Genomic DNA, 15,270 nt, shown 5'->3' on the forward strand with positions numbered 1-15,270 from the left:
GGGCGCACGCACCACCCCCGCACCACCCGTGCCATGTCACCCACGACACCTGGGGAGAGCAGCATGTGCGAGGACGACCACGCCGGAATCGGCAGACGCGCGGTGTTCGTGACGGGAGCCGCCGCCGCGCTTACCTTGGGAACCGTGAGCTTCGCTTCGGCAGCGGGCGGCCCGGGGCCGCGCACGAGGACCGTACGCGGCACCCTTCCCCCGGGCTCCCCCGACTTCGTGTACGTCCCGGTCGAAGTCCCGCCGGGCGTGCGGGAGATCAGGGTCTCCTACACCTACGACCGGCCCGCGGTTCCCGCCGGGACGCCGGGCAACGCCCTCGACATCGGCGTCTTCGACGAGCGCGGCACCGGGCTGGGCGGCCGGGGCTTCCGGGGCTGGTCGGGCGGGGCGCGCACGGAGTTCTTCGTCCGCGCGGACGACGCCACGCCGGGCTATGTGCCGGGGCCGGTGCGGGCGGGCACCTGGCACATCGCGCTCGGCCCGTACACGGTCGCGCCGCAGGGACTGCCGTACGAGCTCACGATCACGCTGACGTACGGGGAGCCCGGCGAGACCGCCCGGCCCGTGTACCCGCCGTCGCGGGCCCGGGGGCGGGGCCGCGCCTGGTACCGGGGCGACTGCCACCTGCACTCCGTGCACTCCGACGGCCGCCGCACGCCCGCCGAGATCGCGGCGCTCGCGCGGGCGGCGGGGCTGGACTTCGTCAACTCCTCCGAGCACAACACGCACTCCGCGCACGCGCACTGGGCGGACCTGGCCGGCGACGACCTGCTGATCATGCTGGGCGAGGAGGTGACGACGCGCAACGGGCACGTGGTCGCCCTCGGCACCGACCCCGGCACCTTCGTCGACTGGCGCTACCGGGCCCGCGACAACCGCTTCGGCCGGTTCGCTCGGCAGATCCGCCGCGCCGGCGGCCTGGTCGTCCCGGCCCACCCGCACGCCACCTGCATCGGCTGCAACTGGAAGTTCGGCTTCGGGGAGGCCGACGCGGTCGAGGTGTGGAACGGGCCCTGGACGCCCGACGACGAGGTGGCGCTGGCCGACTGGGACGGCATGCTGGTCGCCTCGGTGCGCGACGGCCGCGACTGGATCCCGGCCATGGGCAGCAGCGACTCCCACCGCGACCCGGACGTCGTCGGGCACCCGCAGACCGTCGTCCTCGCCGACGACCTGACCCGGGAGGCGGTCCAGGAGGGCATCCGGGCGGGGCGCTCGTACGTCGCCGAGTCGTCGAGGCTGTCGCTCGCCCTCACGGCGTCCGGCGGGCGCGGCGAGCACGCCGGCATCGGCGAACGGCTCCCCGTGGACCCGGACACCCCGGTCACCGTCCGCCTTGAGGTGACGGGCGCCCCGCGCTGCACGGTCCGCTTCGTCACGGACCAGGGGGTGCTGTTCACCGGCGCACCGCTGCCGGTGTCCGGCTCGGGCACCGTGGAGTGGCGGACGACGGCCTCGTACGCGGCGTACGTCCGGGCGGAACTGCGCCACGAGGCGGCCGCCGGCCCCCTGCCGGGGGCACTGGCGGCGTTCACCAACCCGGTGTTCCTGGGGCGGCGGTAGCGGGCCGGCCGTCGGCGAGGTCCGCGACGACGGCCGCGTGGTCGGAGGGCCAGACGCCGGCCACGGGTCCGGCGCCCGCGCGCCGCACCGCCCGGACGGCGCCCAGCCCGCCGGGGCCGGGCGGCCCGACGTGGACGTAGTCGATGCGGATGCTCGGCTCGCCGTCGGCACGGGACACGTACGGGTTGGCCGTGTCCCAGGTGCCGTGGGGCGCGGCGGGATCGGCGTGGTCCCAGGCGTCGAGGAGGGGCACGGTGCGCAGGAGCCGCACCTCCTCGGTGTCCGGGCGGGCGTTGAAGTCGCCGGTGACGACGGGCGGGAAGCCGGTGCCGGTCCGGTGCCGGGCGACGAAACCGGCGAGGGCGGCCACCTGTGCGCGGCGCACCGCCGAGGCGTGGGACGCGGAGGTCAGGTGGGTGGTGAAGAACGGGACCCGGTGAGCGGGCGCGCCGAGGCCGGCGTAGAGCGCGAGCCGGCCGTCGTCGAGGTCGCCGGGGACGGGCAGCCGCAGCACGGCGCGTTCGACGACGGGCCAGCGGCTGAGCACCGCGGTGCCGATGCCGACCGTGGCGTCGCCGATCCGGCGCTGCCAGGGCTCCGGCGCGGGAGAGGGCGCCCAGGCCCAGTGCAAACCGAGTTCGCCGGCCAGCCAGCCGGCGAGGTTCTCGTCCGCGGTGGACCACACCTCCTGGAGTCCGATGACGTCGGGATCGAGGTCGCGCAGCACGGCGAGGATCGCCTTGCGCCGCTCGGCCCACGGGCCGAACCTCCACCAGAGGTTCCACGTCACGACCCGCACGCCCGCACCGCCCGTCTTCCCGCCCGTCCGCACCCTCCCCATGAGGTTGTCCGGAGAACATGGAGGCACACGAGACGGGAGAGTGAACGAACGATGTCGTCCTGTGCCGAGACCAAGTACCGGGCCGTGACGGCCCTGCAGCGCCGGCTGAACGCGGTCGCGCGCCGCCTTCCGGGCCAGACCCTGCTGGAGACCACCGGCCGCGTCTCCGGCCTCCCCCGCCGCACACCGGTCCGCGGACGCCGGGTCGGCGACTCCTTCCGGCCGGTGTCGGAGTTCGGCGAGCGGGCGCAGTACATCCGCGACATCCGCGCCGATCCGCGGGTCCGGGTGCGGATCCGGGGCCGCCGGCACACGGGGACGGCCCTGCCGCTCCCGGGCGACGACCCGGTCGCGCGCCTGCGCCGCCTGCCCCGGTTCAGCAGCCTGGCCGTGCGGGCGATGGGGGTCGGGACCGGGCTGCCGACGGTGCGGGTGGACCTGGACGGGGGCGGAAGCAGGTGAGGAACCTGTGATCGGCGTCTCCCACGGCTGACGAGGTCGGCATGAACAAGGCAAACTGACGTGGTTGCTCAGGATGTCCTAGGGGGACGGCATGGACGGTGGACCGCGGGTCCCGCAGCAGCGGCTGCCCGGATCCCCGGCGGAACCGGAGCAGTCGGCCGCGCTGCGCTTCGGCGTGCTCGGACCGGTGCGCGCCTGGCGCGGCGACGAGCCGCTGGCCACCGGCTCCCCGCAGCAACGCGCGCTGCTGGCCGCGCTGGTGCTCCGCGAGGGCCGTACGGCGACGGCCGGCGAGCTGATCGACGCCCTGTGGGGCGAGGAACCGCCGTCGCAGGCGCTGGCGGCGGTGCGGACGTACGCTTCCCGGCTGCGGAAGGTCCTGGACCCCGGGGTGCTGGTGAGCGAGTCGGGCGGCTACGCCGTGCGCGGCCTGGACGCCGGGGCCCTGGACCTGTCGGTCGCCCGGGACCTGGCCGTCGAGGCGGAGAAGGCGCGGGCCGCCGGGGACCTGCGCGGCGCCCGTGAGGTGCTGCGGCGCGCGCTGGCGCTGTGGGACGGCGAGGCGCTGGCCGCCGTCCCGGGCCCGTACGCGCAGGCGCAGCGGGTCCGGCTGGAGGAGTGGCGGCTCCAGCTCCTCGAGACGCGGCTGGACATGGACCTGGAGCAGGGCTGCCACGCGGAGGCCGTCTCGGAGCTGACCGCGCTGACCGCCGCGCATCCGCTGCGCGAGCGGCTGCGGGAGCTCCTCATGCTCGCCCTGTACCGCAGCGGGCGCCAGGCCGAGGCCCTGGCCGTGTACGCGGACACGCGCCGCCTGCTCGCCGACGAGCTGGGCGTCGACCCGCGTCCCGGTCTGCGGGAGCTGCAACAGCGCATCCTCCAGGCGGACCCGGCCCTGGCGGAACCGTCCGCGCCGGCCGCGGAACCGGCCGCCGCCCCGGTCCGGCCGGCCCAGCTGCCGGCCACGGTGCCGGACTTCACGGGACGCGCGTCCTTCGTGCGGGAGCTGAGCGAGGTGCTGGGCTCGGCGTCGGGTGCCGAGGGCCGGGTGATGGCCGTCTCCGCGCTGGCGGGCATCGGCGGTGTCGGCAAGACGACCCTCGCGGTGCACGTGGCCCACCGGGCGCGGGCCGCCTTCCCGGACGGGCAGCTCTACGTCGACCTCCAGGGCACGGGGGCGCGGGCGGCGGAACCGGAGACGGTGCTGGGCTCGTTCCTGCGCGCCCTGGGCACGGCCGACTCGGCCGTGCCGGACTCCCTGGAGGAGCGGGCGGCCCTCTACCGCTCCGTCCTGGACGGCCGCCGCGTCCTGGTCCTGCTGGACAACGCCCGGGACGCGGCGCAGGTGCGCCCGCTGCTGCCCGGCACGGACGGCTGCGCGGCGCTGGTGACGTCGCGTGTGCGGATGGTGGACCTCGCCGGGGCGCACCTGGTGGACCTGGACGTGATGTCCCCGGACGAGGCGCTGGGGCTCTTCACCAGGATCGTGGGCGAGGAGCGGGTCGCCGCGGAGCGGAAGGCGGCCCTGGACGTGGTCGCGGCGTGCGGTTTCCTGCCGCTGGCCATCCGCATCGCGGCGTCGCGCCTCGCGGCCCGCCGCACGTGGACGGTGTCCGTCCTCGCCGCGAAGCTGGCGGACGAGCGGCGCCGGCTGGACGAGCTCCAGGCCGGCGACCTGGCGGTCAAGGCCACGTTCGAGCTGGGCTACGGGCAACTGGAGCCGGCCCAGGCCCGTGCCTTCCGCCTGCTGGGCCTGGCGGACGGCCCGGACATCTCCCTCGCGGCCGCGGCGGCGTTGCTGGACCTCCCGGCGGAGGACACCGAGGACCTGATGGAGTCCCTGGTGGACACGTCCCTGCTGGAGTCGGCGGCGCCGGGCCGCTACCGGTTCCACGACCTGGTCCGGCTCTACGCCCGCGCGTGCGCGGAACGCGACGAGCAGCCGCCGAGCGAGCGGGGGGCGGCGCTGTCGCGGCTGCTGGACTTCTACCTGGCGACGGCGGCCGGGGTGTACGCGATCGAGCGGCCGGGCGACCGGCTCGTGGACGGCCTGGAGCCGACCGAGTACCCGGGGCTGACGTTCACCGAGGGCTCGGCGGCGCTGGACTGGCTGTACAGCGAGGCAGCGCCGTTGCTCGCGTGCGTGCGGCAGTCCGCCGGGACCGACCGGCTGCGGCGGGCGGTGGACCTGCTGTGGGCGGCCAAGGACCTGACGGAGTCCGGGGCGAACTCCCACCAGTACGAGACGACGGCCAGGGCGATGTGCGACGCCACCGGGGCGGGCGGGGATCCGCGCGCCGAGGGCAGGGCGCGTACGACGCTCACCAACGTCCTGCTGGTCTCCGGCCGTATCCGGCAGGCCGCCGAACAGGCGGAACTGGCCATGGCGCGCGCGCAGTCCGCGCGGGACACGACCGCCGTGAGCTGGGTCGCGAACGACCGGGGTCTCATCTCGCTGCACCAGGGCCGGTACGCGGACGGGCAGTCCTTCCTGGAGCAGGCCATCGACGGCTACCGGGCGGCCGGCAACCGGGCCGGCGAGGCGCTCAGCCTCTGCAACCTCTCCCGGGCCCACCTGGGCATGGGCAACACCGAGAAGGCGGTGGCCATCGCGCACCGGGGGCTGACCGCCCAGCTCGAGATCGGCCGGACCATGCGCCTGGCCAACGGGCACTTCACCCTGGGCATCGCGCTCACCGGGGCCGGCCGGCACACGGACGCCCTCGCGCAGTTCGCCAGCGCGCTGCGCATCTTCGAGGACCACCGGCAGCGTCTGTGGCAGGGTACGACCAACTTCCGTATCGCCCAGGTGCACCTGTCGGCCCTGCGTCCGGCGCAGGCGGCGCAGCACGCCGAGCAGGCGCTGGCGCTGGGGTGCATCGGCGGGGACCGGATGCGGGGCAACGTCCTGACGCTCCTGGGACGCGCTCTCGCCGGGCTCGGCCAGGCGGACCGGGCCGGTGCCTGCTGGCAGGACGCGCTCGGCCTCTTCCAGCAGTGCGGGGCGCCGGAGGCCGACGAGGTCCGGGCGCTGCTCTCCCCGGCCGCGGCCGCCTGAGGGCGTTCAGCGTTCGTTTATCTCCCCCGTGCAGTCTTCTTCCTGTCACACCGTCGCGTCGGGGGGCAGGCGGTCTGACCGGGAGCCGGGCCAGTTATCGTGCGGCTCCGAACGCCCGTCCGGCGGCCCACGGGGGAGCCACTGGACGGGCGTTCCTCACCAGCCGTCACCGCAGCGAAGGAAGACAGCACATGAGCGACGTCAAGAAGGACGCGGAAGCCACCACGCAGGACAACGCGATGCCCACGCCGCCGGCGAAGGACGAGACCATCACCACGATGGACAACGCCATGCCCACGCCGCCCGCGAAGGACACCATCACCACGATGGACAACGCGATGCCGGCCCCGCCCGCCCTGGGCCGGGACGGCAAGTAGACCTTTCCGCACGGGGATCGGCCGCGGCGGCGCGGAGGGGGAGCCGCCGCGGCCGATGTGTGTCCCAAATGGTTCAGTTCCGGCCAAGCCGTGGCCTGAGTCGTTCGGAAGGGTCGAACGGATCCTCGGGTGTCACTAGGGTCTCCCCGTCATGTCGGTGTACGTCGGTGATGTCCCCGGGAGGGAGGCCCCGGCCGGTGGGTCCGCGAGCGATGAAGGCGCTGCTCCGTGCGCTCGGCGGGGAGGCGGCCCAGGACGTCGAGAGACCGGCGGAGCCGGAGGCCGTCATGCGGGCCTTCTGCCGGGCCATGAGCGTGCGCGCGGGGCGGCCGGTGGAGCTGGTGTTCCGGGCGTTCCCGGCGGACATCCCGGTGTCGGGGCTGCGGCTGGACCTCGGGGACCGGTCCCTCGTCGTGGTCGAGGAACGCACCGTGCCCGAGGCCCAGCTGGTGATCCTCGGGCACGAGCTGTGGCACGAGGAGCAGGGCGACTGCGGGCACCACGTCGCCGGGCTCGCCGAGGCCTCCGCGCGGGCCGGCGCCCCGCCGCAGCAGACGTCCGACGCGGTGCGGCGGGCGGCGGAGCAGATCCTCACCGAGGCCGAGGTGCCGCGCGACGCGCTGCTGGCCGTCGCGGCCCGGGCCGGGTCGCCGGACGGGCACGAAGTGGCCGCCGAGACCTTCGGGCTGCTGTTCGGGCGGGAGGTGCGCACCTGGATGCGCGGCCGGTACGCCGAGGGCCCGGTCTCCCCCGCGACCGTGGAGGGCCGCATGAACCTGTCGCTGACCAACCGCGGCGGGCGCCTGCTCTGATGGCCGCGCATCTCCACGTCCCCTACGCGCTGCCCACCGTCCTGCTCGCCGTCGCCGTCCTGCTCAAGCTGCCGACGTTCGTACGGGCCTGGCGCAACCCCGAGGTGCGGGCGACGACCGTGCTGCTGGTGTGCGCGACGTGCGTGCTCGTCGTCGTCACCCCCGTCAACATCGAGCGCCTCAACGCGTGGACGGGCATCCCCAACTTCGCCTCGCCGTGGGCGTACTCGTTCCTGACCGCGTCCGGCGCCACCGGGCTGACCATGATCACCCGATGGCGGGAGCCGCCGTCGGAGCGGCGCAGGCGCGGCATCCGCCGCATCCACTGGGCGTACGGCGGGGTGGTGGCGGGCCTGTGGGTGACCTTCTTCCTGGCCAGCGTGCCGGAGCCGCGGGTGTACGACCTCGACACCTACTACGCCGGCACGCCGTGGATGCGCGAGCACATCCTGCTCTACCTCGGCGCGCACGCGGTGACCGGCATCGTCGCCACCCGGATGCTGCGGCAGTGGTCGCCGACGGTGACCGACCGCTGGGTGCGGTCGGGGGTCGTCCTCCTGCTGGCCGGCTTCGCCGCCGGCCTGGTCTTCGACGGGGCGAAACTGGCCGCGGTGGCGGCCCGGTGGTGCGGGACGGACTGGGACGTCCTCAGCACGCGGGTGGCGCCGCCGTTCGCCCTGCTCCAGGCGTCGCTGGTCGCCGTCGGGTTCATCGTCCCGCAGGCCGGTCCGGCGTTGCGCAACGCGGTCCGCGACCAGCGGGAGTACCTGCGGCTGCGGCCCCTGTGGCGGGCGCTTCGGGTGCTCGCGCCGGCGGCGGCACCGGCCCGCTTCGGGTTCTGGGTGCCGTTGGACCTGCGGGTCATGCAGCGGCAGCAGCGCATCCACGACGCGCTGCTGCTGCTGGCCCCGCACTTCCGCCACGACGTCCACCGGCGGGCCCTGGCCGCGGCACGCGCCGTCCACGGCGAGGCGAGGGCCCGCGACCTCGCCGGTGCCGTCGCGCTGCGCGACGCCATCGACGCCTGCGCGGCCGGTGTCCCGGCGCCCGCGTCCGACCGGCCGCCGGGCATCGGCACCGACATCAGCGACCACATCGGCACCATCTCCCTCGCCCTGTACCGACGGCGTGCCATCGCCGCCCTCGGCCGCCGGGTGACCAGCACAGGAAGCGGCCTCAACGCACATGCCTGACAAACCCGTCGCCCACCGGCCGCGCGCCGTCGTCCTGGGCGCCAGCGCGGCGGGCCTCTTCGCCGCCGCCGTGCTCACCGAGTTCGCGGACGTCACGGTCGTCGAGCGCGACGTCCTGCCCGAGGGGCCCGAGCCGCGCCGGGGGGTTCCGCAGGCCCGGCACGCGCACCTGGTGTGGAGCGGCGGGGTCCGGGCCCTGGAGGAGCTGCTGCCCGGGCTCGTCGACGACGTCGTGTGCCGGGGCGGGCGCCTGGTCCGCATCATGGGCGACATGGTGTCCCGGGCCCCCAACGAGGTGTGGTTCCGCAGGTTCCTCGCCACCCACCACCGGAACCTGGTCTGCTCGCGCGACCTGCTCGACTCCGTCGTCCGCGACCACGTCCTCAAGGGCGAGCGGATCACCCTGCGCCAGGACACCGCCGCCCTGTCGCTGGAGGGCGACGCCCGCCGCGTGAGCGGGGTGCGCGTCCTGGCCCGCGACGGCGACGAGCATCTGCTGGACGCCGACCTCGTCGTGGACGCGACCGGACGCGGCTCCCGTGCCCCGCAGTGGCTCGTCGACCTGGGTCTGCCCCGGGTCACCGAGCGGGAGGTCGACGCCGGCCTCACCTACGCCACCCGCGTGTACCGCGCTCCCGGCAGCACGGCCGACGGCGCCTTCCCGCTGATCAACGTGCAGGCCAACCCGGCCGATCCGCCCGGGCGGGGCGGCGTCATCCTGCCCGTCGAGGGCGACCGGTGGATCGTCACCCTGGGCGGTACCCGGGGCGGCGAGCCCGGCCCCGACCCGGACGCCTTCGTGCCGTTCGCGCTCTCCCTCGCGGACCCGGTCATCGGCGAGCTGCTGCGGGACGCCGAACCGCTCGGAGACGTCACCGTCACCCGCAGCACCGCCAACCGGCGCCGCTACTACGAGAAGCTCAGGCGCCGCCCCGAGGGCTTCGTCGTCCTCGGTGACGCCGTCGCCGGCTACAACCCCGTCTACGGGCACGGCCTGACCGTCGCCGCGCAGGGCGCCCTCGCCGTCCGTGACGTGCTGCGCCGCACCGGCCTCACCGCGCCCGGGACGGCCGGTGCCGTCCAGCGCGCCGCGGCCCGCCCGGTCGCGGGCGCCTGGGGCCTGGCGGTCGGCCAGGACGCGTTCTACCCGGGCGCAGCGGACACCCCGCCGGCCGTGGCGGAGAGGCTCCTGGCCCGCTACGTCGACCGGGCCGTCGCCACCGGCGCCCGCAGTCCCCGCGCCCTGGGTGCCCTGCTCGACGTGATGAGCATGGAGCGGCCCCCGACCCGGCTCTTCTCGCGGGACATGCTGGTCCCCATGCTGTTCGGCCCGCGGAGGCCGCACCTCCAGGGCCCGCCGATCAGCGAGGCGGAACGCCGGGCGGCCCGCAACTGACCGCCCGGGCGCCGCGGTCAGGTCAGCGGGAGGATCTCCTCGTCGTCCAGCTCGCAGTGGTCGGCGGTCCGGCCCGGGGCGTCGAGCGCGAGGCGTACGCGGCTCGCGCTGCCGGCGGGGACGGTGGTCTCCTGGCGGGCGTCGTCGATCGTGACGTCGCTCCCGTCCTTGAAGAACACGGTGACGGCGAAGGTGAACTCGCGGTCGTTGGGGTTGGTCACCTCGACCGTGGCGTACGGATCGTCCTCGGTCGCGCAGCTCACGAGTTCTACCGTGGCGGCCTCCGGGGCGGCGCGGCCGCCGTCACCACCCCCGCCGTCGGTGTCGGTGTCGTCGGTGTCGGAGCGGCCGTAACCGTAACCGCCGCTCGTGCCACTGCCGTACGAGTCGTCGCCGTCGTCCTTGTACACGTCGCCGTCCGACGTGGACGACGAACCGTCGTGGTCCTGGCCGCTGCTGCTGCACCCGCTCCCACCGTCACCGCCGCCGTGGCCGTGCCCGCGCCCCGTCGAGAACCCGGTCAGGCTGAGGACCACCAGTGCCGAGATGGCCGCGAACCTGCATGCTCGTCCCCGTGTCGTCATGACGCCACGCTAACCAGCGGCTGTCACGGGCATGTCACCGCCGCGCCACGGCCGGGCACGCCGTGCGGCCGTGCCGGGGCGGGGCGCGTCAGGCCGTGCGCGCCGTCCCCGTGCCCTTCTCCGCGTCCAGCGCGTACACGCAGCGGTCCTTGCTGCACGCGTACACGATGCCGTCCCGCACGACCGGGGAGCCGGTGATCTCGCCGCCCGTCGCCAGCTTCCAGCGCAGGCGGCCGTCGTCGGCCTTCAGCGTGTAGAGGAGGTGGTCGGTGGAGCCGAAGTGGATCCGGCCCTCGGCCACCACGGGCGCGCCGACGATCTCGCCGCCCGCCTGGAAACGCCACTTGGGCGTGCCGGTGACGGCGTCCAGGGTGTACAGGCCCTTGCCGCTGCCCACGTGGACGTGACCCGCGGCCACCAGGACCGGGTCGGTGGAGGAACGGCCCTCCGTCGCGATGCGCCAGCGGTCGCGGCCGTCGGTGGCGTCGAGGGCGTACACCGTGCCGAGGTAGTCGGCCAGGTAGACGCCGCCACCGGTGACCGCGGGGCCCGGCACGAAGACCGGCGGGGACAGGAAGACCGCCGGGGCCTCGAAGTGCCAGCGGACGTGTCCGGAGGCGACCTCCAGGGCGAGGACGCGGGTGCCGGCCGCGACGTACACGTAGCCGTCGGGTGCCTGGGACAGGCGGACCGGCACGCCGCCGCAGGACGCCGCGTCGCCGATCGGGTACGACCAGCGCTCGTCGCCGGTCCGGGCGTCCAGGGCGCGCAGCCTGGCGTCCTGCCAGACGTACACCGTGCCGTCATGGACGGCCGCGCCCGCCTCCGGGGACTCGAAGTCGGTCTGGGCGCCGGTGATCTCCCACAGCTTCTGGCCGCCCGAGGCCTCCCACGCCTGGACGCCGCCGCCGCGGGTGGCGGTCACGACCGTGCCGCGGTCGGCCCGGAGTGAGTAGACCCAGGCGTCCGTCTGGACACGCCACAGGTCGGCGCCCTCCCGCGCGTCCAGGGCGAAGAGGGTCGGGCCGTCGGAGGCGTGGATGCGGCCGTCCGCGACCGCCATCGACCAGGCCACGTCCCGGGTCTTGAAGCGGCGGCGTCCGGTGGCCACGTCCAGGGCGTGCACCTCGAAGGAGGTGACGTAGACCAGGTCCCCGTCGACGGACGGCGTGCCCCAGACGTCGTTGGACATGCGGAACCGCCAGGGCCGCCAGCCGCTCGCGGCCGCCTCGGGGGGCGCCGGGGGCACGGCGGGTGCCGGTACGGCCGGGTCGGCGCCGTTGACGCCGGGGTGCGGCCGGGACCAGGAGGCGGCGAGGGCGGACTCCGGCGGGGGCGCGGCCACGGCGGCCGCCCGCATGTCCGCGACGCGCGGGCCGGGGCCGATGGGCACCGGGGCGCCGGCCAGCTGGACGGGCCCGGTGTCCGGGGCACCGACGGGCGCGGGCACCGGGGGGCCGTGCACGGACGGCGCCGGGACGACGGGGTCGTGCGAGGGCGGCGGCGGCAGCGAGGGCGCCGGTACGGCCGGCCGGGCACCGCCCGCGCCTCCGCCGCGCCCGCCCGCCGTCGCCGCGGGCCGGATCGAGGTGCGGCCGCCCCGCCGTCCCTCGATCAGCCCCACCGCCCGTTCGGGCAGCCACGCCGACGCCGTACCGCTGTCGTCGGAGCCGGAGCCGAACAGGTGCGGGGCGAGCTGGGACTGGAGGTCGGCGGGGTTGGGGCGGGCCGTCGCCTCCATCTGCATGCAGGACTCGATGAGCGGACGCAGCTCGTCGGGGAGGCCCTCCAGGTCGGGGCCCTCGCGCAGCAGCATGAAGACCGTCTCCACCGGGTTGGCCCCGTGGAACGGCGGGTGCCCGGTGGCGGCGAAGACCAGCATGGAGCCGAGCGAGAAGACGTCGCTGGCGCCGGTGACGCTGCGCGAGTCCTTGGCCTGCTCCGGGGACATGTACGCGGGGGTGCCGACGGCGACGTTCGTCATGGTCAGGCGGGTGTTCGAGACGCCGGAGGCGATACCGAAGTCGATCACCCGGGGGCCGTCCTCGACGACGAGGACGTTCGACGGCTTGAGGTCGCGGTGGACGAGCCCGGCGCCGTGGATCGACTGGAGCGCCTCCGCGACGCCCGCCGCCAGCCAGCGCACGGCCTGGGCGGGCAGCGGCCCGCACTCGTTCACTATCTCCTCGAGGGAGGGCGCGGGGACGTACGCCGTGGCCAGCCACGGCACGGCGGCCCGGGGATCGGCGTCGACCACGGCCGCCGTGTAGAAGCCGGAGACCGCGCGGGCGGCCTCCACCTCACGCGTGAAGCGGACGCGGAACAGCTGGTCCTCGGCGAGCTCCGTCCGCACCGTCTTGATCGCCACGCGCCGGCCGGACGCCGAACGCGCCAGATAGACCAGCCCCATGCCGCCGGCGCCGAGCCGCCCCAGCACCTCGAACGGCCCGATCCGCCGCGGATCGTGCTGCGTCAGCTGATCCACCACTTGCCTGCCACCTCCCCGTACGAGCCGCGCCACCCACATATGTACGCGACCGACGTGCAGCGTCTCACCACCGCACCGCCGCGGCGGCACACACCCCGATTCTTCCTGTCCGGAGCCGTGGTGGCGAACCCTGGGACAATCCGGGTGTCACGTCCCAATCCCGGGCGAACACCCACCCGGACCCGGCGCCGCGGCGGTCCTCAGCGCTGGAGCAGCGCGAACGAGGCGCCCTGGCCGTCCGAGACGACGGCCACCCTCCCGTACGACGTCCCGAACGGCGGCACCCGCACCCGTCCGCCGAGCCGGGCCACCGTGCCGAGCGCCGCCTCGCAGTCCTCGACCCGGAAGTGCACGAGGAAGTGCGGCGGCATCTCGGCGGGGAAGACGTCGGTCACCGCCGCGCGGCCCACGTCGGGGGCGGCGCCCGGGCCGAAGAGGGCCTCGTGGAAGAGGTCGCCGTAGAAGGCGTTGGCGGCCTCGGTGTCGCGGGTGTACAGCTCGGCCCAGGCGAAGGTGCCCGGCCGGTGCCGCCTGCCGAAGCCGGCGAAGGCGGTCCCGCCGGCGCCGGGGGCCCCTTGCCACAGGGCGAAGACCGCGCCCTGCGGGTCGGCCACGAGGGCGGTCGTGCCCAGGCCGTCGACCGGCCGCGGCGGCACGACGATCTGCCCGCCGGCCTCCCGGACCCGTCCGGCCAGCGCCCCGGCGTCGCGGGCGGCGAAGTACACCGTCCACACCGTGGGCATCCGGCCGTCCGTCTTGGGCACCAGCGCGGCGACGGGCTCGCCGTCCAGCCGCGCCCACGCGGCGGCGCCGGGCCCCGCGTCCTCGAAGGACCATCCGAAGAGCTCGCCGTAGAAGCGCCGGCCCGCGGGGACGTCGGGGAGCTGTGCGTCCACCCAGCAGGGGACGCCTTCTGCGTACGCGGACGCCCTCTGGGCGGATGCACCGTTTTCGGCCATGCCGCCAACGTAACCGCGTCCCGCGCACGCCGCAGACCAGGCACAGCAGCCACTCCACGCCCGCGCACCCCATTTGCAGTCGGCCGAATCGCGCTGGGATCGCCCGTCGGTAAGCTGACTGCATGACAGGACAAGTGCGCACCGTGGACGGCCGCGTGGCCGGTCGACGCGGGCAGGCGACCCGGCAGAAACTGCTCGACTGCCTGGGCGACATGCTCAGCTCCTCGCCCTACCGGGACGTCAAGGTCATCGATGTCGCCCGGAAGGCGGGCACTTCGCCCGCGACCTTCTACCAGTACTTTCCGGACGTCGAGGGAGCCGTCCTGGAGATCGCCGAGCAGACGGTCGCCGAGAGCTCCGGCCTGGCCGAGCTGGCGGCGAACCGTTCCTGGGTCGGCAAGTCCGGATGGCAGACGGCGCAGGAACTGGTCGACGGGTTCCTCGAGTTCTGGCGGAAGAACGACGCGATCCTCCGGGTCGTCGACCTGGGCGCCGCGGAGGGCGACAAGCGGTTCTACAAGCTGCGGATGAAGATCCTCAACTCGGTGAACACGGCCCTCGCGGACTCCGTCGCCGAGCTGCAGGCCAAGGGCAAGGTCGACAAGGACGTGAACCCGGCGGCGATCGCCGGCGCGCTGGTCACGATGCTCTCGGCCGTCGCCTCGCACCAGAAGGGCTTCACCTCCTGGGGCGTGAAGCAGGCCGATCTCCGGCCGAACCTCGCCCTGTTGACGTACCTGGGCATGACCGGCAGGAAGCCCACGAAGTAGCGCGCCCGACCGGTCACGCGGCAGCCTGTCATCCCTGCCCGATCCGCCACGCCCCGGTCCCCCGCACGCCCTGCCACGCCGGTGCCCGCTCCGCGCACCGCCCCCCCCCCGGCTCCCCCGCTCTTCCCCCGCCTCCTCCCCGCGCCTCCTTCCTGGCCCTGGACGCCCGCCGCCGCACCCCTCCGTGGTGCCGAGCCGCCCGCCGCCCGGCCGCCGCCCGGCCCGCAGGGGAACAACCGCCCGGACGCCCGCTGTTGCGAACGGTGCAGACACCCGGACAGCCCGACAGCCGGACACCCGAACGCCGTTGGAGGAGACCGCGATGGCTCTGAGCCGCGAAGAGCGTGAACAGTTCCTGGCCGAACCCCACGTCGCCGCGCTGGCGGTGGACGCGGGAGCCGGACGGGCCCCGCTGACCGTGCCGATCTGGTACCAGTACGAGACCGGTGGCGACGTCTGGATCCTGACCGGGCTCGACAGCCGCAAGAACGAGCTGATCAAGGCGGCCGGCCGGTTTTCCCTGATGGTCGACCGGCTGGAGCCCACCATCCGGTACGTCTCGGTGGAGGGCCCGGTCGTCGAGACGGCCCCCGCGACCGTCGAGCTGCTGCGGGAGATGTCGGCCCGGTATCTCCCGGCCGAGAAGGTCGACGGCTACGTCGACTTCGCCTGGAAGAACCACGGCGAACAGGTCGTCGTCCGGATGCGGCCCGAGCGCTGGGTCTCCTCCGACCTCGGCCAGGTGTGAGCCGTAG

General features: G+C 75.0%; 13 protein-coding genes. 9 read left to right on the plus strand and 4 right to left on the minus strand.

The genetic code is table 11. From position 1 onward, the window contains the following. Nucleotides 1-63: 63 nt before the first annotated feature. Nucleotides 64-1,575 carry a CehA/McbA family metallohydrolase gene (locus AC0VYN_RS33085; RefSeq protein ID WP_475533933.1) on the plus strand — a complete coding sequence of 504 codons (1,512 nt, stop codon included), beginning with the start codon at nucleotides 64-66 and terminating at the stop codon, nucleotides 1,573-1,575. Here AC0VYN_RS33085 and AC0VYN_RS33090 read toward each other — a convergent pair. Continuing rightward, nucleotides 1,544-2,374, minus strand: a complete 831-nt coding sequence (locus tag AC0VYN_RS33090; RefSeq protein WP_475533934.1) for an endonuclease/exonuclease/phosphatase family protein — start codon at nucleotides 2,372-2,374, stop codon at nucleotides 1,544-1,546. The genes AC0VYN_RS33085 and AC0VYN_RS33090 overlap by 32 nt on opposite strands. 93 nt (nucleotides 2,375-2,467) lie before the next feature. Here AC0VYN_RS33090 and AC0VYN_RS33095 point away from each other — a divergent pair, with 93 nt between their 5' ends. From AC0VYN_RS33095 to AC0VYN_RS33120, 6 genes are all read left to right on the plus strand, one after another. After that, the gene (locus AC0VYN_RS33095; protein WP_475533935.1) at nucleotides 2,468-2,878 is read left to right on the plus strand and encodes a nitroreductase/quinone reductase family protein; all 411 of its coding nucleotides are present in this window, start codon (nucleotides 2,468-2,470) and stop codon (nucleotides 2,876-2,878) included. A gap of 91 nt (nucleotides 2,879-2,969) precedes the next feature. After that, nucleotides 2,970-5,936 (plus strand): SARP-family global regulator AfsR, encoded by a 2,967-nt coding sequence (gene afsR, locus AC0VYN_RS33100; protein WP_475533936.1) that lies wholly within the window; start codon nucleotides 2,970-2,972, stop codon nucleotides 5,934-5,936. A 191-nt stretch (nucleotides 5,937-6,127) separates the two neighbouring features. Continuing rightward, nucleotides 6,128-6,313 carry a regulatory protein AfsS gene (afsS, locus tag AC0VYN_RS33105; RefSeq protein WP_385465349.1) on the plus strand — a complete coding sequence of 62 codons (186 nt, stop codon included), beginning with the start codon at nucleotides 6,128-6,130 and terminating at the stop codon, nucleotides 6,311-6,313. 197 nt (nucleotides 6,314-6,510) lie between these two features. Next, nucleotides 6,511-7,125, plus strand: coding sequence for a toxin (locus tag AC0VYN_RS33110; RefSeq protein ID WP_475533937.1), 615 nt, complete (start codon nucleotides 6,511-6,513; stop codon nucleotides 7,123-7,125). Next, complete coding sequence (locus AC0VYN_RS33115; RefSeq protein ID WP_475533938.1) at nucleotides 7,125-8,318, plus strand: MAB_1171c family putative transporter; 1,194 nt, start codon at nucleotides 7,125-7,127, stop codon at nucleotides 8,316-8,318. Before AC0VYN_RS33110 ends, AC0VYN_RS33115 begins: the two co-directional genes overlap by 1 nt. After that, entirely contained in the window at nucleotides 8,311-9,714 is a 1,404-nt protein-coding gene (locus tag AC0VYN_RS33120) for an NAD(P)/FAD-dependent oxidoreductase (RefSeq protein WP_475533939.1), read from the plus strand. The genes AC0VYN_RS33115 and AC0VYN_RS33120 overlap by 8 nt, the downstream gene beginning before the upstream one ends. Nucleotides 9,715-9,731: 17 nt before the next feature. Here the strand turns inward: AC0VYN_RS33120 and AC0VYN_RS33125 are convergent, their stop codons facing one another. The 3 genes from AC0VYN_RS33125 to kbpA form a co-directional block, all read right to left on the minus strand. Beyond that, entirely contained in the window at nucleotides 9,732-10,298 is a 567-nt protein-coding gene (locus tag AC0VYN_RS33125) for a hypothetical protein (protein WP_475533940.1), read from the minus strand. Nucleotides 10,299-10,386: 88 nt separating this feature from the next. Then, entirely contained in the window at nucleotides 10,387-12,786 is a 2,400-nt protein-coding gene (gene afsK, locus AC0VYN_RS33130) for a protein serine/threonine kinase AfsK (RefSeq protein WP_475533941.1), read from the minus strand. 200 nt (nucleotides 12,787-12,986) lie between these two features. Further along, nucleotides 12,987-13,745, minus strand: coding sequence for an AfsK-binding protein KbpA (gene kbpA / locus AC0VYN_RS33135; RefSeq protein WP_475533942.1), 759 nt, complete (start codon nucleotides 13,743-13,745; stop codon nucleotides 12,987-12,989). 122 nt (nucleotides 13,746-13,867) lie between these two features. On the opposite strand from kbpA, the gene AC0VYN_RS33140 reads away from it, so the two are divergent. Then, entirely contained in the window at nucleotides 13,868-14,515 is a 648-nt protein-coding gene (locus AC0VYN_RS33140; RefSeq protein ID WP_475533943.1) for a TetR family transcriptional regulator, read from the plus strand. Nucleotides 14,516-14,837: 322 nt separating this feature from the next. After that, a complete protein-coding gene (locus AC0VYN_RS33145; protein WP_475533944.1) occupies nucleotides 14,838-15,263 on the plus strand; it encodes a pyridoxamine 5'-phosphate oxidase family protein in 426 nt (141 codons plus the stop codon). Nucleotides 15,264-15,270 lie beyond the last annotated feature (7 nt).

The sequence above is a fragment of the Streptomyces sp. 63XJN7_1_ISO-PGPR-S23-121 genome, assembly GCF_056173025.1.

Coding starts and splice junctions, on each gene's coding strand:
- AC0VYN_RS33085 (WP_475533933.1), top strand. CDS start 64: ATGTGCGAGGACGACCACGCCGGAATCGGCAGACGCGCGGTGTTCGTG.
- AC0VYN_RS33095 (WP_475533935.1), top strand. CDS start 2,468: ATGTCGTCCTGTGCCGAGACCAAGTACCGGGCCGTGACGGCCCTGCAG.
- afsR (WP_475533936.1), top strand. CDS start 2,970: ATGGACGGTGGACCGCGGGTCCCGCAGCAGCGGCTGCCCGGATCCCCG.
- afsS (WP_385465349.1), top strand. CDS start 6,128: ATGAGCGACGTCAAGAAGGACGCGGAAGCCACCACGCAGGACAACGCG.
- AC0VYN_RS33115 (WP_475533938.1), top strand. CDS start 7,125: ATGGCCGCGCATCTCCACGTCCCCTACGCGCTGCCCACCGTCCTGCTC.
- AC0VYN_RS33120 (WP_475533939.1), top strand. CDS start 8,311: ATGCCTGACAAACCCGTCGCCCACCGGCCGCGCGCCGTCGTCCTGGGC.
- AC0VYN_RS33125 (WP_475533940.1), bottom strand. CDS start 10,298: ATGACGACACGGGGACGAGCATGCAGGTTCGCGGCCATCTCGGCACTG.
- kbpA (WP_475533942.1), bottom strand. CDS start 13,745: ATGGCCGAAAACGGTGCATCCGCCCAGAGGGCGTCCGCGTACGCAGAA.
- AC0VYN_RS33140 (WP_475533943.1), top strand. CDS start 13,868: ATGACAGGACAAGTGCGCACCGTGGACGGCCGCGTGGCCGGTCGACGC.
- AC0VYN_RS33145 (WP_475533944.1), top strand. CDS start 14,838: ATGGCTCTGAGCCGCGAAGAGCGTGAACAGTTCCTGGCCGAACCCCAC.